Source organism: Thioclava marina (assembly GCF_002020135.1).
Classification (GTDB): Bacteria; Pseudomonadota; Alphaproteobacteria; order Rhodobacterales; family Rhodobacteraceae; genus Thioclava; species Thioclava marina.
In genome coordinates, this window is record NZ_MPZS01000003.1 from 13,086 (window position 1) to 35,508 (window position 22,423).

Here is a 22,423-nt window from a genome sequence, read left to right on the forward strand (position 1 = left end):
AACGACCATGAAACAGATGCTTGCCATTCTGGCCGCGACGACCGCTCTGGCGGGGGCTGCGTCCGCGGAAGGGATCAAGGAATTCAATATCGGTATTCTGGGCGGCGAGAACGCGCAGGACCGTCTGGCTTCGAACGACTGCCTTGCGAAATACGCCGAAGAGACGCTGGGCGTGCCGGTCAAGCTGTTTGCGCCGGCCGACTATGACGGCGTGATCCAGGGCCTGCTGGGCGGCACGATCGACATGGCCTGGCTGGGTGCCTCGGGCTATGCCAAGACCTACCTGACCGACCCCGAAGCGGTCGAGCCGGTGCTGGTGAAGGCCAATCTCGACGGCTCGTATACCTATTACTCGATCGGCTTTGCGCGCAAGGACAGCGGCATCAAGTCCCTCGAGGATCTGCAGGGCAAGACCTTCGGCTTCGGCGATCCGAATTCCACCTCGGGCTACCTGATCCCCTCGGTCGAGATCCCGCAGCAAACCGGTCACTCGATGCAGTCGGGCGATTATTTCGGTGAAGTGAAATTCACCGGCGGCCACGAGCAGACCATCGTCGCGGTGAACAACGGCGATATCGACGCTGGCGTGACCTGGGCCGACGGTCAGGGCAACTGGGAAGACGGCTACAACTCGGGCGCGCTGCGCAAGGCCGTCGATGCGGGCCTCGTGGACATGAACAATCTGGTCGAGATCTGGCGCTCGAAGCCGATCCCGGAAGGCCCGGTCGTGCTGCGCAAGGCGCTGCCGGCGGATGTGAAGGAAAAGATGACCGCGCTGGTCGAAGGCCTCAAGGCCAAGGATGCCGAATGCGCCTATGGCGTGGCGGCCGGTGACACCGCGGGCTTCGTTCCGATCACCCACGACTACTACGACACGATCATCGAAGTGCGTCGCAAGAAGATCGCCGAAGGCTCGTAAGCTTTCCATCTGCGGCCGGGGGCGACGCGCTCCCGGCCGCTTTCCCTTTTTCAAGAGCCCTGCATGACCGATATCGCCCCGCCCAGTGCCACCGCCGAGGATTATCTCGCGCAGACCCGCCGCAAGCGGCTTTACGGCGCGATCCTTCTGGCGATTTTCGTCGCCATGATGGCCTCGGGTTTTCGTCTCGCCGATGCGCGCAACGCGGGCGGGTTCTTCGAGGGGCTGCATCGTTTCTTCGATTTCCCGGCCGAGATCTTCTCAGAAGCCATCGCCAAATGGCAAAACATTCCCGGGCTTCTCTGGCGCTATCTTCCCTCGCTGATCGAGACGCTCAACATCGCGGCCGTCTCGACCCTGATCGGCGGGATCGCGGCGATTGTGCTGGCGCTTCTGTCGACCCGCGGCCTCTCGCTCTGGCCACGTGCGATTCCGGTCTTTCGCCGCGCGATGGACGTGATGCGCGCCTTGCCCGAGATCGTCGTGGCGCTGGTGCTGATCTTCCTGCTGGGCGTCGGGCCGGTGCCCGCGATGGCGGCGATCGCGCTGCATACGATGGGGGCGCTTGGCAAGCTGTTCTCCGAGGTCGCCGAGAATGCCGATCTCAAGCCGGTCGAGGGGCTCGGCTCCACCGGGGCGAGCTGGTTCCAGCAGATGTGGGTGGGGGTGCTCCCGCAGGTCGCGCCGAACTGGTCTTCCTACGCGCTCTTGCGTTTCGAGATCAATATCCGCGCCTCGGCCATCCTCGGCTTCGTCGGCGCGGGCGGGATCGGCTACGACCTCAAGACCGCGCTGCAATGGGGGCAGGGACGCTATGACGCGGTGGTCGCGATCTTCGCGCTGCTCTTCGCGACGATCATCCTCGTCGATCACTTCTCGGATCGCGCCCGGGCGCGTCTGGTGCGCGGAGCGACCGCGAAGGAGGGCCGGATATGACCATGACCGCGACCGACATCAACGCAGGCACCCGCTTCGCCGAGATCGACGATCTGTTCTGGCGGCGACGCCTGCGCGCCTTCGTCGTGCCACTGGGGATCCTCGGCTACCTGATCTACATCCTCTTCGCCTTCGACATCCCCGGCCTGGCGGCCAAGGCGCGGCCCGAGAACGCGGCGATCCTGCTGGGCGATTTCTGGTCCTACAAGACCCATGTCAGCCGCGATAACCGCTCGGGCGAGGTGACGGTCGCCATCGAGGGCGAGCGTCGCGGCATCTATCCCGAGGGCCAGTCGCCCGATTGGATCGCGCGGCAGGGCGCGACGACCGAGATCACCCTGCCCAAGGGCGCGCAGGTCACCTATACCGACAAGGCGGCCGACGTTCTGGTGCCCGGGTACGGCACACTCCACGTCAGCCTTGAGGGCCGCAAGGTGGCGCTCACGCTGCCCGAGGGCAGAGAGATGCCCGACTGGATCTCTGCCTCCCGTAGCCGGGTCTCGATGGATCACGGGGACTGGCGGTTCTCGATGACGCCGAGCCGCACCGAAACCTTCCGATATTTCCCCGGCTGGGAGCTGTTCTTCTTCACGCTCGACAGCCCTTTCCACGGCAAGTCCCTTCCCGACCTCGTGTGGCTTGCGGTTTCTGGCGAACGGGTGAACCCCGAGATGTCGAACCTCTCGGCCATGTTCGGCGATTTCTGGAACAACCAGATGTGGCATCATTCCGATGTGTTCTGGGCGATGTGCGAAACCGTTCTGATGGCCTTCCTCGGCACGATGGGCGCGGGTCTGATCGCGTTGCCGCTGGCTTTCCTCGCGGCCAGCAATTTCACGCCGCTCAACGCGATCCGCCTGAGCCTGCGCCGCTTTTTCGATTTCCTGCGCGGGGTGGACGGGCTGATCTGGACCGTGATCCTGAGCCGCGCCTTCGGGCCGGGGCCGCTGACCGGCTCGCTCGCGATCCTGATGACCGACACCGGCACGTTCGGAAAGATGTTCTCGGAGGCGCTGGAGAACATCGACGGCAAGCAGGTCGAGGGCGTCAATTCGACCGGGGCCAATGCGCTGCAGCGCGCGCGCTTCGGGGTGATCCCTCAGCTCGCGCCGGTGATCCTGTCGCAGCTTCTGTATTACCTCGAATCCAACACTCGCTCGGCCACGGTGATCGGCGCTCTGGTGGGCGGCGGGATCGGCCTGCTGCTGACGCAGGCGATCATCACCCAGAAGGACTGGGAAGAGGTCTGCTATTACGTGATCCTGATCGTGCTGACGGTGATGGCGATGGATACGATTTCGGGCTGGCTGCGCCGTCGCTTCATCAAGGGCTGAGCGCATGAAAATACTGATCACGGGCGTCAATCGCGGCCTGGGTCGAGCCATGGTCGAAGCGGGCGTCGCGCGCGGCTGGGAGGTGCAGGGCACGTTGCGGCGGGGCGACGCGCCGTCCGGCGTCGTGGCTCATGCGCTGGACATGGGAGAGTTCGATACCTTCGCGGACCTCGCCGCCCGGGTCGGCCCTCTCGACTGCGTGATCCTCAATGCGGGCATCATCGGGCCCGCGATGCAAAGCCCGCTCGAGATGGATTTCGATGGTTTCGCCGAGACGATACGGATCAACACGCTAGCCCCCCTTGCGCTCGCGCAGGCGCTCTTGCCCAATCTGCGCGCGGGGAAGGGTGGCCGCATTCTCGCGATCTCTTCCCAGATGGCCTGGATGGGCTATCGCAAACCCGACCGGATCGCCTATCGCGCATCGAAAGCGGCGCTCAACAAGGTAATGCAGGGGCTTGCCACCGAACTTGAACCCGAAGGTCTTCCCGTCGCGCTGATCGACCCCGGCTGGGTGCGCACCGATATGGGTGGGGCGCAGGCCGATCGCGACCCCGGCGACGTGGCGCGCGAAATTCTCGACACGGCTGGCGCCCTGACGCTCTCGCAGACCGGCGCTTTCCTTCATTCCGACGGGCGTCCCCGTCCTTTCTGAGAGGCGACTATGCCCAGGCTCGATCCCGACACGCCCTTGATCCCCGAGAATTGTGAGGTGAGCAATTCGCAGTTCGGCCGCTATTGCGAGTTGGGGCGCGGCAGTCGCGTGCTCAACTCCGAATTTGGCGATTACGCCTATTGCGACCGCTATGCCGATATCGCGAATGCGAGCGTCGGGAAATTCGCCAATATCGCCGCGTTCACCCGGATCGGGCCGACCGATCACCCGTGGCGCAACGCGGCGCAGCATCACTTCCTCTACCGTTCCCACTACTATTTCGACGGCGAGGAGGATTGGGCCGAGTTCTTCGCCCATCGCGCGTCGCGCCGCACGATGCTGGGGCCGGATTGCTGGATCGGGCATGGCGCGATCATCAAGCCCGAAGTCACGATCGGGGCAGGGGCCGTGGTCGCCTCGGGCGCGGTGGTGACGAAGGATGTGGCCCCCTTCACGATCGTGGCCGGGGTCGCGGCCGAACCGCTGCGGATGCGTTTTCCCGACGAGGTCGCACAGGACCTGCTCGATCTCGCTTGGTGGGATTGGGAGCATGAGCGGTTGCACACGGCGCTGGCCGATTTCCGGGCCCTTCCGGCTGCGGAGTTCGTCGCGAAGTATAAGGGCTAAGGTGCGTCTTGCCGCTTCAGATCATCCGGTCCGATCGTCAGTGCCACCCGGTCGCCGGAAAACCAACTGATACCGAATTCGATGGGTCGCCCGTCCGGGTCTGCGTTGATCGCCTCGGTGCGCAGCAGGGCCGCGCCCTCGGGCAGGCGCATCAGCCCCGCGCGGGTGCCCTTGGCCAGCGTCGCGGTGACCCGGGTCGAGATGCGGACGTAATCGGCCAGCCCCGCCGCGCGCAGCGCCGACGTGACCGAGGCGTGTTGTCTCAGGCCAGCGGGCAGCTCGGGAAACCGTTCAGCCGGAAAGACGGACCGGAAATGCGCGAGCGGCATTTCGTCGCCAAGCGAGATGCCTTCGAAGACATGCACCTGCGCGTGCTCGGGCAGGTCGAGCGCCGTGGCTTCCTCGGGGGCCGCGCGGCGGGTCTCGATCCGCAGCACCTCGCGAGAAGGCGTTCGACCCGAGGCGGCGACGTTTTGCTGAAACCGCACGCGCCGCGAAATCGGGTAATCTGCGCGCGGAGCATCGGCCACGAAAACACCCGAACCGCGCCGCGCGATCACGAGACGATCTTCGGCCAGCGCAGCCAGCGCGCGCCGCACCGTATGCCGGTTGACGCCGAAACGCGTGGAAAGCTGCGCCTCGGTGGGCAGCCTCGCACCCGGCGGATAAAGCCCGGCGGCCAGCTCTTCTTTCAGGGCATTGGCGATCTGACGCCAGATTGGCTCACGGGTCGTCATGGAAATTTCACTTGCCACCTGAGAGGGAATCTGTCCAGATTTGTCTAGTTGTATAGTAAACTAGGCAAGTCGGCAAGATGTCCAGTCTTAACCAAGATCAAATAGCGCGGCGTGACCGCATGGGGCTTCTGGCCCGCGCCGAACCGTCGCGGCTCGAAAAGCTATTCCCCGAAATCCCAGTGCATGAGCTGCTGCGCGCGCCCGAAGCGGGCGCAGTGATGGTGCGCGGCCGGGTCGGGGCGTCGGGCGGTCCGTTCAACCTTGGCGAAATGACGGTCACGCGCTGTTCGTTGCGCCTCGAGGGGGGCGCGGTGGGCCATGCCTATGTGCAGGGGCGCGACAAGTCCCATGCGCTACGCGCCGCCGCGCTCGATGCGCTGGGCGAGGCTGGTTCGGAGCAGGTCGCGCCGATCCTGAACGCCCTGTGCGCCGAGGAAGCTGCGCGTCGCACCGAACGCGCCGAGAAAGCCGCGGCGACCAAGGTCGAGTTCTTCACGATGGTGCGGGGAGAGGATCAATGAGCGATCTGTCCGGAGGCTTCACCCAAGCCCCCCAGCAATCGGCGCGCGCCTTCCGCGCGGTTCTCGAGGCGATGGCACGACCCGGCCGCGTGCAGGTGCTCGACGGGGCCGCCCCGCCCGCGCCGCTGTCGCCCGCCGCGGGCGCGGTGCTGCTGACGCTCGTCGATCAATCCACGCGGCTCTATCTCGCACCCTCGCATGACACGCCCGAAATCCGGCACTGGATCGCCTTCCATTGCGGCGCGCCGCTGACCGAGGCGGACGCTGCCGATTTCGCGCTGGGCACCTGGGAGGCGCTGCAACCGGTCGCGCGCTTTGCGATCGGCACGCCGGATTATCCCGACCGTTCCGCGACCCTGATCGTCGAGTGCGACGCGCTGGCGCCGGCCAATGCCCGCCTCACCGGGCCGGGGATCGAAACCGAAGCCCTCGCGCATTTGCCCGAGACCTCCGCCTTCGTGGCCAATCACGCAAGCTTCCCGCTGGGCTTCGATTGCCTGTTCACCGCGCAAGATCAGGTGCTGGGCCTGCCGCGCTCGACCGAAGTGGAGGCGATCTAGATGTATGTCGCGACCAAAGGGGGCGAGCGCGCGATCGACGCGGCCCATGACTGGCTCGCCGAGGAACGCCGTGGCGACCCGTCGGTGCCCGAGCTTTCCATCGCGCAGATCCGCGAGCAGATGCGTCTTGCGGTGAACCGGGTGATGGCGGAGGGCTCGCTTTATGATCCCGATCTCGCGGCGCTTGCGATCAAGCAGGCGCGGGGCGACCTGATCGAGGCGATCTTCCTGATCCGCGCCTATCGCACGACGCTGCCGCGCTTCGGGGCGAGCCTGCCGGTCGAGACCGACGCAATGGCGATCACGCGCCGGATCTCGGCCACGTTCAAGGATGTGCCGGGCGGTCAGGTGCTGGGCCCGACCTTCGATTACACGCACCGGCTGCTCGATTTCAAACTCGCCGCCGAGGGCGAGGCGCCGGAGGCCGCGCGCAAGCCCGCCGATGACACGCCCGCGCCGCATGTGCTCGCACTTCTGGATCGCGACGGGCTGATGGAGCCTCTGGAGATGTCGGATGCCGAGCCCGGTGATCTGACCCGCGAGCCGCTGGAGATGCCCGCCGACCGCCCGCTGCGTCTGCAGGCGCTGACCCGGGGCGATGAGGGGTTCGTGCTCTCGATGGCCTATTCCACGCAGCGCGGCTACGGGCGCACCCATGCCTTCGTGGGCGAACTGCGTATCGGCACCTGCGCGGTCGAGATGGAAATCCCCGAGCTGGGTTTCTCTGTCGAGATCGGGGAGGTGGAGCTGTCGGAATGCGAGACGGTCAACCAGTTCACCGGCTCGAAAACCGAACCGCCGCAATTCACCCGTGGCTACGGGCTCGTCTTCGGCCAGAACGAGCGCAAGTCGATCTCGATGAGCCTCGTGGACCGGAGTTTGCGCTGGGAGGAGCTGGGCGAGGATGACACCGGCGCCCCGGCGCAGGATGCCGAATTCGTCCTCTATCACTGCGACAACATCCAGGCGACGGGCTTCCTCGAGCATATCAAGCTGCCCCATTACGTCGATTTCCAGTCCGAACTGGAGCTGATCCGACGCCTGCGCAAGGCGGCCGGGGCCGACATGCAGGAGGCCGCGGAATGACCGACCATGCCTACAATTTCGCCTATCTCGACGAGGCCACCAAACGGATGATCCGCCGCGCGATTCTCAAGGGCATCGCGGTGCCGGGCTATCAGGTGCCCTTTGCCAGCCGCGAGATGCCGATGCCCTATGGCTGGGGCACGGGCGGCGTGCAGGTGACGGCGGCCTGCCTCACGCCCGAAGATACGCTCAAGGTGATCGACCAGGGCGCGGATGACACCACGAACGCGGTCTCGATCCGCAAGTTCTTCGAACGCACGGGCGGGGTGGAGACTACCACCCACACGAGCGAGGCGAGCGTCATCCAGACCCGCCACCGCATCCCCGAAGAGCCGCTGCGTGAAGGCCAGATCCTCGTCTATCAGGTGCCGATCCCGGAGCCTTTGCGCTTCCTCGAACCGCGTGAGAGCGAGACCCGCAAAATGCACGCGCTCGAGGAATACGGGCTGATGCATGTGAAACTCTACGAGGACATCGCGCGCCATGGCGAAATCTCGACTTCCTATGCCTATCCGGTGAACGTCGAGGGGCGCTATGTGATGGACCCGTCGCCGATACCGAAATTCGACAATCCGAAACTGGGCGGCAATCCCGCGATCCAGCTGTTCGGGGCAGGGCGCGAGCAGCGGATCTATGCGCTGCCGCCCTTCACCGAGGTCGTCAGCCTCGATTTCGAGGATCACCCGTTTCAGGCCTCGAAAGCCGATCATGATTGCGATCTGTGCGGCTGCGCCACGAGCTATCTCGACGAGGTCATCACCGACGACCGGGGCGGGCGAATGTTCGTCTGCTCGGATACCGATTTCTGCGAAAGCCGCCGGAGCGCGGGGCATCGCGGGCGGTTGAGCCCGGAGGAGATGGCATGAGGGATTTCAAGGATACCGCCCTTCTGCAGGTCGAGGGGCTGACCAAGCGCTATGGCGCGCGGATCGGCTGCGCGGATGTGAGCTTTGATCTCTGGCCGGGTGAGGTTCTGGGGATCGTGGGCGAGAGTGGCTCGGGCAAATCCACACTGCTGAGCTGCCTCGCAGGTCATCTCACCCCCGATCATGGGCGCGTGCTTTATCAGGGGCGCGACACCCTCGCGATGAATGAACCCGAACGCCGGGTGCTGGGCCGCACCGACTGGGCCTTCGTGCATCAGAACCCGCGTGACGGGTTGCGCATGGGCGTCTCGGCGGGCGGCAATGTGGGCGAGCGGCTGATGGCGGTGGGCGCACGCAATTACGGCGCGATCCGCGAGGCCGCGACCGACTGGCTCGCCCGGGTCGAGATCGACGCAGGCCGGATCGACGACCGCCCGCGGCAGTTCTCGGGCGGGATGCAGCAGCGCTTGCAGATTGCGCGCAACCTCGTGACCGGGCCGAAGCTCGTGTTCATGGACGAACCGACCGGCGGGCTCGACGTGAGCGTACAGGCGCGGCTTTTGGACCTGCTGCGCGGGCTGGTGCGCGATATGGGGCTGTCGGTGATCCTCGTCACCCATGACCTCGCCGTGGCACGGCTGCTGGCCGACCGGCTGATGGTGATGCAGGGCGGGCATGTGATCGAGCACGGGCTGACCGATCAGGTGCTCGACGATCCGCAGGCGCCCTATACGCAGCTTCTCGTGTCTTCCGTCCTGCAGGTATGAGCCCATGATCGAGATCGAAAACCTCTCCAAATCCTTTACCCTGCACAATCAGGGCGGCGCCACGATCCCGGTGATGGCGGGCGCGCATCTGAGCGTGGCCCCCGGGGAATGCGTGGCTCTGACAGGCGCGTCGGGCGCGGGCAAGTCCACGCTGATGCGGATGATCTGGGGCAACTACCTTGCCGCCTCGGGCTCGATCCGGGTCGGCGGGCTCGACATCACGCGCGCTGCCCCGCGCGAGATCATCGCGCTCAGGCGCGACACGCTCGGCTATGTCAGCCAGTTCCTGCGGGTCGTGCCGCGCGTGCCGACGCTGCGGGTGGTGGCCGAACCGCTTCTATCCCTGGGAACACCCGAGGCGCAGGCCGAGGCGCGCGCCGCTGAACTCCTCGCCCAGCTCAACATTCCCGAACGGCTCTGGAGCCTTTCGCCCACGACTTTCTCGGGCGGCGAGCAGCAGCGGGTGAATATCGCGCGCGGCTTCGTGCATGGCTACCCCGCGCTGTTGCTCGATGAGCCCACCGCCTCGCTCGACGCGACCAACCGCGAGGTCGTGCTGCGGCTGATCGAAGACGCCAAGGCGCGCGGCGCGGCGATCGTGGGCATCTTCCACGACGAGGCGGCGCGGGCGCGGGTCTGCGACCGCGAGGTCGATGTCACCGGCTTCACCCCGGCTGCGGCGCGGGGGGCGGCATGAGCGGGCGGCTGATCGCGGTTGTGGGCCCGTCGGGCGCGGGCAAGGACACGCTGATCCGCGGCGCGATGGCGCGTGATCCCGCGCTGCACTGGGCGCGTCGCTCGGTTACGCGCCCGCCCTCGGGGACCGAGCCGTTCGAAAGCCTGACCGAAGACGAATTCGACAGTCGCCTCGCGGCGGATCGCTTCGCGCTGCATTGGCAGGCGCATGGGCTGCGTTACGGGGTGGCGCGGGCCGAGCTGCTGCCGATGGAGGACGGGGCCACCGTTCTCTTCAACGGCTCGCGTGCCGCTTTGGCCGAGGCATATGAGCAGTTTCCCGATTTGCAGGCCATCGAAGTCACCGCCCCGTCCGTGCTGCTGGTCAAGCGGCTCGCGGCACGCGGCCGCGAAAGTGCGGATGAGATCGCGGACCGGATCGCGCGCAGTTGCAAGGAGCTGCCCGAGGGACTGCCCCTGCGCCGGGTGATGAATGACGGCACGGTCGAGGAGGGCGTCGAGCGTCTGCTTGCGGCCCTTCAGCCGGTCAGGGCGTAGCGATGCAGCAGATGGAACCGTCCACTTTCAGGCGCCTCCCCGAAAAGGCACAGCGAGTCGATCACATGCGGCGCGTCCAGATAGGGCGCGAATTCGCGTCGGGCGACGACGGCCACAGCCTCTGCGACCTCGGGGGAAAGGCGGCCGCTCAGGGTCAGATGCATCTGGAATTGCTCGAAGACGTAAGGGTAGCCGAAGCACTCCAGCAAGTCGCGCTGGCGGTCGCTGAGCGCCTCGGGGTTGCGCTTGGCCAGCTCGCTCTCGCTGAGCGGTGCGCGGGTGCGGTCGAGCCGTTCGACCACCTCTCCCGCCATGGCTTGCAACAGCGTCACATCCCCGACCGGACGCAGCGCAAGAAAATCGCCCAGGCGCGCCACTTCCAGCCCGTCCAGCGTGACCGGTGCAAGCTGCCCGGCCAAGGCTCCGAGCGCCTCGCCCAGATCGTCGCCCGTCAGCCCCTCGGCCAGCCGGAACGGCGCCTTGATCGTGGCGTGAAACCCGTATTTGCGCGGTGTTTCGGTGATCTCGGACAGCGGCAGAGGCAGCCCGTCAAGCTGCGGCTGCGCGACCTCGGCACCCGTCACCGCGTCCCAACCCAGCCAGGCCGAGCCAGCCTGCATCAACCCGTCGCGCGGCGCGTAGTAGATCGCATATCGTGTGTAATATCCCATGCCCGCCTTTTCCCCGCGTTTTGTCACGTCGATGTGACACTTCGCTGCGAAAGCGGCAAGACGTTCAACCGGAGCCTCCCATGAGTGATCTCATCCTCGCCAATGCAACCCTCGTTCTGCCCCGCGAGGTGATCCGCGGATCGCTCGTCATCGAAGACGGGCATATCGCGCGGATCGACGAGGGCGCGAGCATTCCCGAAGGCGCGACGGATTGCGGTGGCGATCTGGTGATGCCGGGGCTGATCGAGTTGCACACTGACAATCTCGAACGCCATATCGAGCCGCGCCCCAAGGTGAACTGGCCGCATTCGGCAGCGATCATCGCCCATGACGCGGAACTTGCCTCGGTGGGGATCACCACCGTTTTCGACGCGCTGCGCGTGGGCTCGATCGGTGTCTCCGGGTCGAGCCGGACCGATTACCACGAATATGCGCGTGCTCTCGCGAGTGAAATTCTGGGGATGCGCGATGCGGGCGGGCTGCGCATCAGCCATTATCTGCATCTGCGCGCCGAAACCTGTTCCGAGACCCTGATCGAGGAGCTTGCGAAATTCGGGCCCGAGGATCGCGTGGGGATCGTGAGCCTGATGGATCACACCCCCGGCGAGCGCCAGTTCCGCGACCTGAGCAAGCTGCGCGATTATGTCTGCGGCAAGCACGGGCTGAGCGATGCCGCTTTCGACGATCACGTCGCAAGCCAGATCGCGCTGAAGGAACGCCTTGGTGCGCATCATCTGGAAGCCGCGATCGCGGCGGCGGGGCGCTACGGCGCGGTGCTCGCCAGCCATGACGACACCACGGCCGAGCAGGTCGCGCAATCGGCGGCGCAGGGCGTGCATTTTGCCGAGTTCCCGACGACGCGCGAGGCGGCCGAGGCATGTCGAGCGCAGGGGATCGCGGTGATGATGGGGGCGCCGAACTTGATCCGGGGCGGCTCGCATTCGGGCAATGTCGCGGCGCATGAGCTGGCAGAAGCGGACCTGCTCGATATCGTCTCGTCGGATTACGTGCCCTCGGCGCTTCTGTCGGCGGCGCTTCTGCTGGGCGATCTCTGGGATGATCTGGCGCGCGGGATCGCCACCGTGACCGCGGCGCCGGCCGATGCGGTCGGGCTTGAAGATCGCGGGCGGCTCGAGCCTGGCAAACGCGCGGATGTCATCCGCGTGCACCGGTTCAACGGGTCCGGTGCGCTGCGCGGCACTTGGGTCAAGGGCGAGCGTGTGGGCTGAAATCTTGCCCGCAACGCCGGTCATCTGATCGTGCGTGTACCGTTCGCGGCAGGCAAAGGGCGACGTTCTCGTTGCGGTGAAGAGGTTTTCGGACTCGATGGACGCGGCGACCGGGGCGGCGCTTTCGGGGTTGAAGCCGGGCTATTCGGCGCGACTTGGGGCCGCTTTGCGCCATGCCGGGAGAGATCTCGGCCAAGTGCCGCGTCATCGCCGCTTGTTGCTTCTTATCACGGATGGTGAGCCCTCCGATATCGACACGCCCGATCCGGAATATCTGGTTCGAGATGCGCAGCGCGCCGTCCGCAGCCTGAGCGCGATGGGAATCGATGTTTTCTGCGTCGGCCCCGGACCGCGGAACAAGGAACAGGAGGCCGCTATCTTCGGACGGAACGGCTTTATCCAGATCGACACGCTCAACACGCTGCCGGACAAGCTCTTGTCGTTCTATCTCAGACTGACGCGCTAGGTTCGCGCGGCATCCGTCAGGCACTGATTGGCCCCGGACTCGCGGCGCGCAAATCGAGAGGTCATCCACCGGACTTGCGCGCGTCGCGGATCGCGGGATGCAGCGCGCGGTAGCGGGCATATTGCGCGTCAAAGGCGACACGGAGATCCGCGCGTGGGGCGATGCGCTCGGCGATGGCCGGTGCGGTGCAGATCTCGGACGGAGCGGCGTTGGTCGCAGCGCAAAGGCCGAGGCGGGCCGCCCCGAAAGCCGCGCCGTAATCCCCGGCTTCGGGCAGCAGGATCTCGGTGTCGAGATTGGTTGCGATCATCTCGAGCCAGAGCCGCGACCGCGAGCCGCCGCCGACCGCGATCAGCTGATCGACCCGCGTCCCGGCCTCTGCCAGCACCCGCTGACAGTCCCGGAAGGCGAAGGCGACGCCCTCCATCACCGCTTGTGTCATGCTCTCGGCGGTACTCAGATGCGACAACCCGGTGAAACTGCCGCGCGCGGTCGCGTCGTTATGCGGGGTGCGCTCGCCCGAGAGATAGGGCAGGAAGATCTCTTCTCCCGGGCCCCGATAGCCGCGCGCCACGGAACCGGTCAGCTCTACGACATCCCGCCCGACCAGATTTGCGATCCAGTTGAGGCTGTCGCTTGCCGACAGGATCACCCCCATCTGGTGCCACATGCCGGGCAGGGCATGGCAGAAGCTGTGCACCGCGCCAGCCGTATTGGGCGAAAACCGGTCATCTGCGACGAAAAGCACGCCGGAGGTGCCAAGCGAGACGAAGCCCTTGCCGGGGGTGATCGCACCGATCCCGCAAGCCGAGGCGGCATTGTCGCCGCCGCCGCCCGCAACGGGGACGGGGCTGGAAATCCCCCAGCGCGCGCGCAGTTCGGCGCGCAATGCGCCTGCGACCGCAGTGCCCTCGACGAGGGCGGGCATATGGTTGCGCGCGAGCCCCGTCGCCGCGAGGATCGTATCGGACCAGTCGCGCCTGCCGACATCGAGCCAGAGCGTGCCCGCCGCATCCGACATCTCCGAGATATGCTCGCCGGTCAGACGCAGCCGAAGGTAATCCTTCGGCAGGAGCACTTTCGCGACTTTCTCGAAGATCGCGGGCTCGTGGCGCGCGACCCAGATCAGTTTGGGCGCGGTGAAGCCGGGCATCGCGAGGTTGCCGGTGATTGCGTGCAGATCGGGGGCGTCAGTTTCAAGTGCCGCGCATTCCTCGGCTGAGCGCATGTCGTTCCAAAGGATCGCGGGGCGCAGCACCGCGTCGGCAGCATCGAGCAGAACCGCCCCATGCATCTGTCCCGACAATCCCAGCCCGCGCAGCGCAGCCATATCCTTGGGCGCCTTCGCGGCCAGCGCGTCGAGCGCGGCGAGCGTTGCCTGCCACCAGTCCTCGGGGCCTTGCTCGGACCAGCCCGGATGCGGGCGCGAGACCGAGAGGGGCTGATGCGCTTCGGCCACAACCGTGCCGGTCGGGTCGATCAGCGCCGCCTTGACCCCGGAGGTGCCCAGATCGATGCCCAGATAGGTCTCGCGCGTCATGTCTTCTTTCCTAATGCCGCTCAGGACGCGAGATAGGCGTCGATCGCGGCGCTCATGCCCTCGGCCCAGATCATCTCGAGCCAATGGGCGAAAGCGTCGGCGAAACGCGGCGTGTCGGCAAGATCGCCATAGGTCTGGCGCATCTCGAGCCAGCGGCGGGGATCGGATTTCGCCTCCTGCGCGCGCAGCGTGAGCGCCTCCCAGAACGGATCGTTCGGGGTGATCTCGGAGCCGTCCTCGCGGGTGCCGGCGCACATCCGCGCCCAGGCAGCCTCGACCAGTGCAAGCCCGGATACCGGCTTGCCTGCGGCCAGACCCTCGCGCACCGAAGGCAGAACGAAGCCCGGGTGACGCGACGATCCGTCGAAAGCCACGCGCCGCGTCGTGTCGACGATGGCGGGGTTCGAGAACCGCCGCGCGATCAAGTCGACATAGGCTTCGGGTGTCATTCCGGGCACTTCGGCGACATGGGGAGCGATCTCCTCACGCTCGACCTTGTCGTAGAGCGCGCGGATCTTGGGGTGCTCCATGCAGCCCGAGATCGTCTCGACGCGCAGCACCTCGCCGGGCACGGAAATCACCTGATGCCCGCCATTGAGAATGCGGATCTTCATCACCTCGTAATCATGCACCCGGTTCGAGAAGGTCGCGCCCGCGCGGTCCCAATCGGGGCGCCCGGCGCAGAAATCGTCCTCGATCACCCATTGACGGAAATTCTCATGCGTGACCGGCGCCGCGTCGTCGATCCCGAAAGCGAGCGCCTGGGCGAGCTCTTTCGGGCCGGTCGCGGGCACGATGCAATCGACCATCGAATTGGGAAAGGAGCAATTCGCCTCGATCCAGTCCGCGAGCTCGGGATCCTGCATCCGCGCGAGCGAGACCACCGTCTGACGCAGGATGCGGCCATTGCCTTGCAGATTGTCGCAGCTCTGGCCGGTGAAGGGGCCGGTGCCGCGCTCGCGCCGTAGTCGCAGCGCCGCGACCATCGCGCCGAATGCGGTGCGCGGGCGATCGGGATTGGCCGCGTCATGGACGATATCGGGATGGGCCGCGTCAAAGCCCTTGCCGGCGGGTTCGATGTAATAGCCACCCTCGGTCACGGTCAGCGCGACGATGCGGATATCGGGCTCGGCCATCCGCGCGATGAGCGCGCCATTGCCGTCCTCGATCGCGACATAGTCGATCATCGAGCCCACGACCTCGGCCGAGGAGCTTTCGGGGCCAAGTTCGATCAGCGTCGTCAGATAGTCCTGAGCGGCCAGTTTCGCGCGCTGCACGGCGTCATAGGGGCGCACGCCTGCGCCGACGATAGCCCAATCCTGTGCGAGACCCTGCTGCATCAATCGGTGCAGATACCACGCCTGATGCGCGCGGTGAAAATTGCCCAGCCCGATATGCACGATCCCGGCGCGGAGCGCGCTTCGGTCATAGCGGGGCCGCTCCACGCTTTCGGGCAGGCGGTTCAGGGTCGCATTCGAGAGCTTGATGGCCATCTCGGGGGCTCCTTCTTCCGGCGTGGGCCGGTCAACTCATCCAGTTGCCGCCATCGACATTGAGCGTCTGGGCGGTTATGTATCGGGCGTCGTCGGAAGCGAGAAAAACGCATGGATCGGCGATGTCCTCAGGGCGGCCCATCCGTCCGAGCGGCACGGCCTCGCCGACAAGGCGTTTCTTCTCGCCTGGTGCGCGGTGCTCGTATTTCGCGAAAAGCGCGTCGACCTGATCCCACATCGGGGTGTCGACCACGCCCGGCGCGATGGCGTTCACGCGGATCTTGTGGGGGGCGAATTCCAGCGCGAGCGATTGCGTGAGCGAGATCACCGCCGCCTTGGTCGAACAGTAGATCGCGATGTTCGGCTCGCCCCGCCGTCCGGCCTGCGAGCTGAAATTCACGATTGCGCCGCCTTTTCCGCGCCGCTTCATCCCCGGCACGACGGCCTGAATGGTAAAGAGCGTGCCCGCGACGTTGATGTCGTATTGGCGGCGGTAGTCCTCGAAGGTGATCTCTTCGATCGGGGCCATGTTGAAGACGCCCGCATTGTTCACGAGAATGTCGATCCCGCCCCAGCGTGCCTCGATGGAGGCGACGCCTGCCGCGATCTCCTCGCGGTCGGTGACATCCATCGCGACGGCCATCGCCTCGGGGCCGAGGGCGGCGGCAGTCTCTGCCGCCTCCGCTTCGAGCCGGTCGGCCACGGCGACCCGCGCCCCCGCCGCGACATAGGCCGCGCAGATGGCCCGGCCGATCCCGCGCGCCCCTCCGGTGACGAGGGCGACCTTGCCCGCGAGCGCGCTCATGCGATCCGCATCCCGTCCGCGTCGAAGCGATGGATCTTGTCCTCCTGCGGGGTGAGGAAGATCGTGTCGCCATGGCGCAGGCTGACTTCGCCGCTGGTGCGCACGGTCATGCTCTCGGCGAGCCCGGTGCCCATCACGTGGAAGAACGTGTCCGAACCCAGATGCTCGGAAACGCCGACCGTGCCCTTCCACGCGCCTTCGCTGGGCGAGATCGAGATGTGTTCGGGGCGGATGCCGATGGTATGCGCACCAAGTCTCGCGGCTTCCGCGCCGGTGATGAAATTCATCTTCGGACTGCCGATGAAGCCTGCGACGAAGAGATTGCGCGGGCGCTCGTAGAGTTCGAGCGGAGCGCCGACCTGCTCGATCCGGCCCGCTTGCAGCACCACGATCTTGTCGGCCATGGTCATTGCCTCGACCTGATCGTGGGTGACGTAGATCATCGTCGTGGCGAGGCGGTTATGCAGCTCGGAAATCTCCAGCCGCATTCCAACGCGCAGCGCCGCGTCGAGGTTCGACAGAGGTTCGTCGAAGAGGAAGGCTGCCGGTTCGCGCACGATGGCGCGGCCGATGGCGACGCGCTGGCGCTGACCGCCCGAAAGCTGGCCGGGGCGGCGATCGAGGTAATCCCCGAGGTTGAGAACCTTCGCCGCCGCTTCCACGCGCCTGTCGATCTCGGCCTGATCGAACTTCGCCATCTTCAGCGGGAAGGCGATGTTCTTGCGCACCGACATATGCGGGTAGAGCGCATAGCTCTGGAACACCATGGCGAGGCGGCGTTTCGCGGGCACCAGCCCGGTCGCATCCGTCCCGTCGATCGCGATCGTGCCGCTCGTGACATCCTCGAGCCCCGCGATCAGGCGCAGAAGCGTCGACTTGCCACAACCCGAGGGGCCGACGAAGACGGCGAACTCGCCATCGTTGATCTCCAGATCGAGCGGCGGGATGACCTCGACCTCGCCGAATTTCTTGGTGACCTTGGAAAGGGTGATCTGTCCCATGTCGCGCCCCCTATTTCACCGCGCCGAAGGTCAGGCCGCGGACAAGCTGTTTCTGAGAGAACCACCCCAGGATCAGGATCGGCGCGATGGCCATCATGGAGGCGGCGGAGAGTTTGGCGTAGAAAAGGCCCTCGGGGCTGGAATAGGAGGCGATGAAGGCGGTGAGTGGTGCGGCGTTCGCAGCCGTCAGGTTCAGCGTCCAGAAGGCCTCGTTCCAGGCGAGGATGACGTTGAGCAGGAGCGTCGAGGCGATCCCCGGTATCGCCATCGGCGTGAGGATATGAATTACCTCCTCGCGCAGCCCCGCCCCGTCCATGCGGGCGGCTTCGAGGATCTCGCCGGGGATTTCCTTGAAATAGGTGTAGAGCATCCAGACGATGATCGGCAGGTCGATCAGGGTCAGGATGATCACCAGACCCGTGCGCGTATCCATCAGCCCGGTGTTCTTGAACAGCAGGAAGATCGGGATCAGCACGCCCACCGGCGGAAGCATCTTGGTCGAGAGCATCCACATCAGCACGTCCTTGGTGCGCTTTCCGGGCACGAACGCCATCGACCAGGCGGCGGGGATCGCGATGATCAGCCCGAGCACGGTCGAGCCGACCGAGATCACCACCGAGTTCATGAAATGCAGGAAGTAGTCCGAGCGCTCGTTGACCTCGATGTAGTTCTCCAGCGTCCAGTTGAAGAAGAGGAAATGCGGTGGCGTGGCCACGGCCTCCCCTTCGGTCTTGAACGAGGTCAGGAAGGTCCACAGGATCGGGAAGAAGATCAGGAAGGCCACGGCCCAGGCAATGGCGGTCACGATCACGCGGCGGCGGGTGGAAACTCTGCGAGCCATGATATCCTCCTCACGCGTCGAGGTTCTTGCCGATCATCCGCATCAGGAAGATCGCAACGATATTGGCGAGGATGACGGCAATGATGCCGCCGGCGGAGCCTCCGCCCACGTCGAATTGCAGCAGCGACTGGGCGTAGACGAGATAGGTCAGGTTGGTCGAGGCCGTACCGGGCCCGCCATTCGTGGTCACCAGGATCTCGGCGAAGACCGACAGCAGGAAGATCGTCTGGATCAGGATGACCACGGTCGTCGCGCGCGCCAGGTGCGGCACGGTGATATAGACGAAGCGCGAGATCGCCCCGGCCCCGTCCATCTCGGCCGCTTCCATCTGCTCGCTATCAAGCGATTGCAGCGCGGTCAGCAGGATCAGCGTCGAGAAGGGCAGCCATTGCCAGGCCACGATCATGATGACCGAGAACAGCGGCGCATGGGCGAGGAAATCGAAGGGCGGCAGCCCGAGCGAGGTCGCGATCCAGCCGAAGAGCCCGTTCACCGGGTTCATGAACATGTTCTTCCAGACCAGCGCCGAGACGGTGGGCATGACGAAGAAGGGGGCGATCACCAGGACCCTGACGATCCCCTGTCCCCAGATCGGCTGATCGAGGAGCAGCGCCAGCAGCGTACCGCCGACCGTGGTGATGAGGAGGACGCCCCCGACCAGCACCAGCGTATTGATCAACGCGGTGGTGAAGGCGGGATCGGTGAGGAAATACTTGTAATTGTCGAAGCCGATGAAGTTATGCGCGCCCGGCATCAACAGGTTGTAGTTGAGGAACGAGAAGTAGATCGTCATCGACAGCGGGACGATCATCCAGCCCAGCAGCAGCAGGACTGCCGGTGAGATCATCAGCCGCGATGCGGCGCGTGAATGCTTGGTGGCCATCTCCCCCTCCCTCGTTTGACGGCAGAATTTGGTGGCGGGGCCGGTATGGGGCGGCCCCGCCGGGGTGGGCGGCTTACTTGATGTAGCCTGCCTTCTTCATTTCACGCTCGGTCAGGGACTGCGCGTTCTGAAGCGCCTGATCGGCCGTGATCTGACCCGCGAGGGCCGCCGAGAACTGCTGGCCGACAGCGGTGCCGATCGCCTGGAACTCGGGGATCGCGACGAATTGCACGCCGGTATAGGGCACGTCCTGCACCGAGGGGCTCTTCGGATCAGCCGCGTTGATCGACTTCAGCGTCAGATCCGCGAAAGGCGCCGCGCTGGTGTAGTCGGGGTTCTCGTAGAGCGAGGTGCGGGTGCCCGGGGGCACGTTCGCCCAACCTTCTTTCGAGGCGACGAGCGCGGTGTATTCCTTCGAGGTCGCCCATTCGATGAAGGTCTTCGCGGCGTCTTCCTTCTGAGTGCCCGCCGGGATCGCCAGCGTCCAGGCCCAAAGCCAGTTGCCGTTCTTCGCCACGCCATCCTTGTGCGGGGCCATCGCGAAGCCGACCTGATCGGCGACCTTGCTGTCCTTGGGGTTGGTCACGAAGGAGGCCGCGACGGTTGCGTCCATCCACATGCCGCACTTGCCCTGCTGGAACAGCGCCAGGTTCTCGTTGAAGCCGTTCGACGAGGCGCCGGGCGGGCCGTATTCGTTCATCAGGTTCAGATAGGTGGTGAGGGTGTTCTTCCACTCCGGCGTGTTGAACTGCGGGTTCCAGTCCATGTCGAACCAGCGGCCACCCATCGAGTTGTCCATCGCCGAGAGGAAAGCCATGTTCTCGCCCCAGCCGGCCTTGCCGCGCAGGCAGATGCCGTAGATGCCCGCTTCCTTGTCGGTCATCGCGGCGGCGGCTTTCTCGATGTCGGCCCAGGTCGGGTCCTCGGGCATCGTGAGCCCGGCCTTCTCCATCAGGTCCTTGCGATACATGGTGAAGGAGCTCTCGCCGTAGAAGGGCAGGGCGTAGAGGTGATCATCCACCGTCAGGCCCGAGCGGATCGCCGGCAAAAGGTCGTTCACGTCATAGCTGTCGGGCAGATCGTCGAGAGCCACGAGCCAGCCCTGCTTGCCCCAGATCGGAACCTCGTAGGTGCCGATGGTCATCACGTCATACTGACCGGCCTTGGTCGCCACGTCCGTCGTCACCTTCTGGCGCAGGACGTTCTCTTCCATGGTGACCCAGTTCACCTTGATGTCGGGATGCGCGGCGTAGAAGTCATCCATCAATCCCTGCATGCGGATCATGTCGCCGTTGTTCACGGTCGCGACGGTGATAGTGGTCTCTGCCATTGCGCCGCTGGCGGTCAAGCCAAGGACGCACGCGCCCGCGAGCGCGCGAAATTTCATTGTCATGTTTCTCCTCCCAAAGAATCCGAGCAGATGCCCAGAGTATGAGCGAATGCTCACTCATGTGCGATTTTCTGTCAACTCCCTTTTCGAAAACCGTCCGGTTCGTGGGAGAAGAGATTAGGAGAGAAGCGCCTCGGCGGTTTGTTCGGACGTCACCAACCCGTTGAGCAGGCGTCCCTTTAGCGCCGCGCGCAGGGGGGTGACCTTCTCGGGGCCCGCAGCGATCCCGATCGTGTGAGCCCCCTCGCGCCCACCCGGGCGCAAGCCGCCAACACGTCGCGACAGGCGGCTTTCGAGAAAACGCCCCTGCGAATCGAAGCACCAGGAGGCGATCTCGCCCACAGCGCCAAGCGCGCGCTCCTCGCGCAGATCATCGGCCGAGATGAACCCGTCGACGTAAAGCGGCGCGCTCTCGCTCATCTGGCCGACGCCCACGAAGGTCACATCGGCCTCTGCCGCGAGCAATGCGACGATCTTGAGCTGCGGCAGCGCGTAGAAACTGCGCCGGATCTCGGGGTCGTCGAGCAGCACCGGCAGGGGCATCGGGTAGTGGCGTGCGTTCAGCTTGTCGGCCGCCCGCATGATCACGTCATAATTCGACGCGGTCCCGTCGGGAGAGATGTTGCCGATCAGGGAAACGAGCTTGTGCTGCTCGCAATTGATCTTCGGCAATTCTTCGACCATCGCGCGCAGCGCGCGCCCGGTGCCAAGCGCGATCGTCTGCGGTTCGGGCTGGCGCAGGAAACGCTCCATCACGCTCGCCGCGACGGGGGCGATCGCATGGGTGGGATCGGCGCCCTCACCCAAGCGCGGGGCGACACGGACGGTTTTCAGGTCATAGCGCCGTTTCAGTTCGGCCTCGAGCGCGAGGCATCCGGCGATGCGATGCTCCAGCCGGACATGGATCAGCCCCTCCGCCATGGCCTTGGAAACAAGGCGCTGGGCGCGCTGGCGCGAGACGCCAAGCTCTGTCGCGATCTGATCCTGGGTCAGCCCGCCGACATAATAGAGCCAGGCCGCACGCGCTGCCGCATCGGTCGCGCTTTCCTCGGGATCGGGCAGGCGCTTTTTCATCAGCGGGCGGGCTCCTTCGCTTGCAACTCCGGGAATTGCACGAAAAAGCGCGAAAAGCCACCAAGTGTCACCTCGGGAGGCGGCATGCCCTCCGGCAGGTGTACATCGCTCATGTGGCTGCCTCCGGTGAAATGGCACAGACGCATCCCGGCTGCCTGGCCTGCGCGCAGGCCCATCAGGCTGTCTTCGATCACGAGGCAGCGCGCAGGTTCCGCGCCCATCTGGGCTGCGGCGTGGAGAAAGAGATCGGGGGCGGGCTTGCCATTTGCGACCTGCGAGGCGGTGAAGATGCGGCCCGCGAAAGCTTCGGAAAGCCCGGTGAGCTGGAGCGAGCGCGCCACGCGTGCGGGGCTTGAAGAGGTCGCGGCGCAAAACGGCACCGTCAGCCGCGAGAGCACCTCGGCAACCCCCGGCATGATCGTCAGATCGCGCTCGAACGCCGCCAGGAGACGGGCGCGGTAATCGGCTTCGAACTGGTCGGGGAGGGTGATGCCGAATTCCTCGCGCACGCGCTGGAGCACCACTGGATAGCTGCGCCCGAGAAAGTTCCGGGCGACAAAGCCCATGTCGATCTCGATGCCATGTTCAGCCAATTCGGCAATCAGCATCCGCGCGCTGATCACCTCGCTGTCGATCAGCACCCCGTCGCAATCGAAGATGACGAGCTCGATGGCTGCGCCCATGTCCACGTCCCTTCGCTCCCCATGTCCAGTGAGCAACCTATCGCGAGGTTGAGCAATTTCTCAAGCGCCAAGGCGTCCTTGCCCCGCAAACGCGATCCTGCGCTGG

General features: G+C 65.5%; 25 protein-coding genes. 14 read left to right on the plus strand and 11 right to left on the minus strand.

Going from position 1 to position 22,423, the window contains the following annotated elements; all coding sequences use genetic code 11:
* The first annotated feature begins 7 nt into the window (after positions 1 to 7).
* The 5 genes from phnD (at position 8) to BMG00_RS14395 (ending at position 4,471) form a co-directional block, all read left to right on the plus strand.
* A complete protein-coding gene (gene phnD, locus BMG00_RS14375; RefSeq protein ID WP_078530177.1) occupies positions 8 to 919 on the plus strand; it encodes a phosphonate ABC transporter substrate-binding protein in 912 nt (303 codons plus the stop codon).
* 63 nt (positions 920 to 982) lie between these two features.
* Complete coding sequence (gene phnE / locus BMG00_RS14380) at positions 983 to 1,855, plus strand: phosphonate ABC transporter, permease protein PhnE (RefSeq protein ID WP_078530176.1); 873 nt, start codon at positions 983 to 985, stop codon at positions 1,853 to 1,855.
* Complete coding sequence (gene phnE, locus BMG00_RS14385; protein WP_078530175.1) at positions 1,852 to 3,189, plus strand: phosphonate ABC transporter, permease protein PhnE; 1,338 nt, start codon at positions 1,852 to 1,854, stop codon at positions 3,187 to 3,189. The genes phnE (BMG00_RS14380) and phnE (BMG00_RS14385) overlap by 4 nt, the downstream gene beginning before the upstream one ends.
* A gap of 4 nt (positions 3,190 to 3,193) precedes the next feature.
* Positions 3,194 to 3,844 (plus strand): SDR family NAD(P)-dependent oxidoreductase, encoded by a 651-nt coding sequence (locus BMG00_RS14390; RefSeq protein WP_078574837.1) that lies wholly within the window; start codon positions 3,194 to 3,196, stop codon positions 3,842 to 3,844.
* Positions 3,845 to 3,853: 9 nt separating this feature from the next.
* Positions 3,854 to 4,471 carry an LbetaH domain-containing protein gene (locus BMG00_RS14395; protein WP_078574838.1) on the plus strand — a complete coding sequence of 206 codons (618 nt, stop codon included), beginning with the start codon at positions 3,854 to 3,856 and terminating at the stop codon, positions 4,469 to 4,471.
* Here the strand turns inward: BMG00_RS14395 and phnF are convergent.
* Positions 4,468 to 5,208 carry a phosphonate metabolism transcriptional regulator PhnF gene (gene phnF / locus BMG00_RS14400; RefSeq protein WP_078574839.1) on the minus strand — a complete coding sequence of 247 codons (741 nt, stop codon included), beginning with the start codon at positions 5,206 to 5,208 and terminating at the stop codon, positions 4,468 to 4,470. The two genes, BMG00_RS14395 and phnF, sit on opposite strands and share 4 nt — an antisense overlap.
* 77 nt (positions 5,209 to 5,285) lie before the next feature.
* Here phnF and phnG point away from each other — a divergent pair, with 77 nt between their 5' ends.
* Genes phnG through phnN form a run of 7 tightly spaced genes read left to right on the plus strand, consistent with a single transcriptional unit; the run spans position 5,286 to position 10,241 of the window.
* Entirely contained in the window at positions 5,286 to 5,729 is a 444-nt protein-coding gene (phnG, locus tag BMG00_RS14405) for a phosphonate C-P lyase system protein PhnG (protein ID WP_078574840.1), read from the plus strand.
* Positions 5,726 to 6,289 carry a phosphonate C-P lyase system protein PhnH gene (gene phnH / locus BMG00_RS14410; protein WP_078574841.1) on the plus strand — a complete coding sequence of 188 codons (564 nt, stop codon included), beginning with the start codon at positions 5,726 to 5,728 and terminating at the stop codon, positions 6,287 to 6,289. Before phnG ends, phnH begins: the two co-directional genes overlap by 4 nt.
* A complete protein-coding gene (locus tag BMG00_RS14415; RefSeq protein WP_078574842.1) occupies positions 6,290 to 7,375 on the plus strand; it encodes a carbon-phosphorus lyase complex subunit in 1,086 nt (361 codons plus the stop codon).
* Positions 7,372 to 8,241 carry an alpha-D-ribose 1-methylphosphonate 5-phosphate C-P-lyase PhnJ gene (locus tag BMG00_RS14420; RefSeq protein WP_078574843.1) on the plus strand — a complete coding sequence of 290 codons (870 nt, stop codon included), beginning with the start codon at positions 7,372 to 7,374 and terminating at the stop codon, positions 8,239 to 8,241. Before BMG00_RS14415 ends, BMG00_RS14420 begins: the two co-directional genes overlap by 4 nt.
* On the plus strand, positions 8,238 to 9,008 hold the full coding sequence (phnK, locus tag BMG00_RS14425) for a phosphonate C-P lyase system protein PhnK (protein ID WP_078574844.1): 771 nt from the start codon (positions 8,238 to 8,240) through the stop codon (positions 9,006 to 9,008). The genes BMG00_RS14420 and phnK overlap by 4 nt, the downstream gene beginning before the upstream one ends.
* 4 nt (positions 9,009 to 9,012) lie before the next feature.
* Complete coding sequence (gene phnL, locus BMG00_RS14430) at positions 9,013 to 9,705, plus strand: phosphonate C-P lyase system protein PhnL (RefSeq protein WP_078574845.1); 693 nt, start codon at positions 9,013 to 9,015, stop codon at positions 9,703 to 9,705.
* Positions 9,702 to 10,241, plus strand: coding sequence for a phosphonate metabolism protein/1,5-bisphosphokinase (PRPP-forming) PhnN (gene phnN / locus BMG00_RS14435; RefSeq protein ID WP_078530165.1), 540 nt, complete (start codon positions 9,702 to 9,704; stop codon positions 10,239 to 10,241). Before phnL ends, phnN begins: the two co-directional genes overlap by 4 nt.
* Here phnN and BMG00_RS14440 read toward each other — a convergent pair.
* A complete protein-coding gene (locus BMG00_RS14440) occupies positions 10,223 to 10,912 on the minus strand; it encodes a DUF1045 domain-containing protein (RefSeq protein ID WP_078574846.1) in 690 nt (229 codons plus the stop codon). The two genes, phnN and BMG00_RS14440, sit on opposite strands and share 19 nt — an antisense overlap.
* A gap of 80 nt (positions 10,913 to 10,992) precedes the next feature.
* On the opposite strand from BMG00_RS14440, the gene BMG00_RS14445 reads away from it, so the two are divergent.
* Positions 10,993 to 12,141 (plus strand): alpha-D-ribose 1-methylphosphonate 5-triphosphate diphosphatase, encoded by a 1,149-nt coding sequence (locus tag BMG00_RS14445; protein WP_078574847.1) that lies wholly within the window; start codon positions 10,993 to 10,995, stop codon positions 12,139 to 12,141.
* A 97-nt stretch (positions 12,142 to 12,238) separates the two neighbouring features.
* Positions 12,239 to 12,607 (plus strand): VWA domain-containing protein, encoded by a 369-nt coding sequence (locus tag BMG00_RS14450; protein WP_078574848.1) that lies wholly within the window; start codon positions 12,239 to 12,241, stop codon positions 12,605 to 12,607.
* 61 nt (positions 12,608 to 12,668) lie between these two features.
* Here the strand turns inward: BMG00_RS14450 and xylB are convergent, their stop codons facing one another.
* The 9 genes from xylB to BMG00_RS14495 form a co-directional block, all read right to left on the minus strand.
* Positions 12,669 to 14,147 (minus strand): xylulokinase, encoded by a 1,479-nt coding sequence (gene xylB / locus BMG00_RS14455; protein ID WP_078574849.1) that lies wholly within the window; start codon positions 14,145 to 14,147, stop codon positions 12,669 to 12,671.
* A gap of 20 nt (positions 14,148 to 14,167) precedes the next feature.
* The gene (locus tag BMG00_RS14460) at positions 14,168 to 15,640 is read right to left on the minus strand and encodes a mannitol dehydrogenase family protein (protein ID WP_078574850.1); all 1,473 of its coding nucleotides are present in this window, start codon (positions 15,638 to 15,640) and stop codon (positions 14,168 to 14,170) included.
* Between the two features lie 31 nt (positions 15,641 to 15,671).
* Complete coding sequence (locus tag BMG00_RS14465; protein ID WP_078574851.1) at positions 15,672 to 16,445, minus strand: L-iditol 2-dehydrogenase; 774 nt, start codon at positions 16,443 to 16,445, stop codon at positions 15,672 to 15,674.
* Positions 16,442 to 17,446, minus strand: a complete 1,005-nt coding sequence (locus tag BMG00_RS14470) for an ABC transporter ATP-binding protein (RefSeq protein ID WP_078574852.1) — start codon at positions 17,444 to 17,446, stop codon at positions 16,442 to 16,444. Before BMG00_RS14470 ends, BMG00_RS14465 begins: the two co-directional genes overlap by 4 nt.
* A gap of 10 nt (positions 17,447 to 17,456) precedes the next feature.
* A complete protein-coding gene (locus BMG00_RS14475; RefSeq protein ID WP_078530157.1) occupies positions 17,457 to 18,287 on the minus strand; it encodes a carbohydrate ABC transporter permease in 831 nt (276 codons plus the stop codon).
* A 10-nt stretch (positions 18,288 to 18,297) separates the two neighbouring features.
* Complete coding sequence (locus BMG00_RS14480; protein WP_078530156.1) at positions 18,298 to 19,170, minus strand: carbohydrate ABC transporter permease; 873 nt, start codon at positions 19,168 to 19,170, stop codon at positions 18,298 to 18,300.
* Positions 19,171 to 19,243: 73 nt separating this feature from the next.
* A complete protein-coding gene (locus BMG00_RS14485; RefSeq protein ID WP_078574853.1) occupies positions 19,244 to 20,563 on the minus strand; it encodes an ABC transporter substrate-binding protein in 1,320 nt (439 codons plus the stop codon).
* Between the two features lie 114 nt (positions 20,564 to 20,677).
* Positions 20,678 to 21,634, minus strand: a complete 957-nt coding sequence (locus BMG00_RS14490) for a sugar-binding transcriptional regulator (RefSeq protein ID WP_078574854.1) — start codon at positions 21,632 to 21,634, stop codon at positions 20,678 to 20,680.
* Positions 21,634 to 22,317, minus strand: a complete 684-nt coding sequence (locus BMG00_RS14495) for an HAD family hydrolase (RefSeq protein WP_093470153.1) — start codon at positions 22,315 to 22,317, stop codon at positions 21,634 to 21,636. Before BMG00_RS14495 ends, BMG00_RS14490 begins: the two co-directional genes overlap by 1 nt.
* Positions 22,318 to 22,423: the final 106 nt, after the last annotated feature.